At 64.4% G+C, this 508-nt stretch carries 1 protein-coding gene and 1 pseudogene; both read right to left on the minus strand.

Features of this window, described 5'->3' with window-relative positions; genetic code table 11:
- Positions 1–340 (minus strand): annotated as a pseudogene (locus EOA24_RS40570) (GTPase HflX); the annotation flags it as partial.
- On the minus strand, positions 341–508 hold a 168-nt coding region (gene hfq / locus EOA24_RS40575), incomplete at its 5' end, for an RNA chaperone Hfq (protein WP_127410954.1).

Consider the following 508-nt stretch of genomic DNA (forward strand, 5'->3'; position numbering starts at 1 on the left):
GGTCGACAATGACCAGTTCCGCCTTGCGTTCTTTCACGATGTCGGCGAACTCGGCCACCTTGCCGCTGCCGAGCAGCGTCGCCGGACGCGGGTCGGCGACCGTCACCACCGCGGTGTGGACCGGGTTGAGGTCGATGGCGCTGGCAAGCCCTACCGCCTCGTCATGGCGGGCATCCGCCGAGCGGGTCAGACGCGGACGGCTGGTTTCCTCGTCGCCGCGCGGCTGGCGGGTAAGCACCGGCACAATGACGACAGCCCGGGTCGGATCCTTGGCTTCCGGCCCGAGTTGATGTCCTTGTTTTCCGCGAACGCTGCGGTCCGCGTCCTTATCACGTGCCAATCAGGCGCCCTGGCTTTCCTCGCCATCGAACATCTGAACCGGCTGGCTCGGCATGATCGTGGAAATGGCGTGCTTGTAGACGAGCTGGGAGTGCCCGTCACGCCGCAACAACACACAAAAATTGTCGAACGAAGTGACGACGCCGGTCAGCTTCACGCCGTTGATGAG

This window comes from Mesorhizobium sp. M2A.F.Ca.ET.039.01.1.1 (assembly GCF_003998035.1).
Taxonomy (GTDB): Bacteria; Pseudomonadota; Alphaproteobacteria; order Rhizobiales; family Rhizobiaceae; genus Mesorhizobium.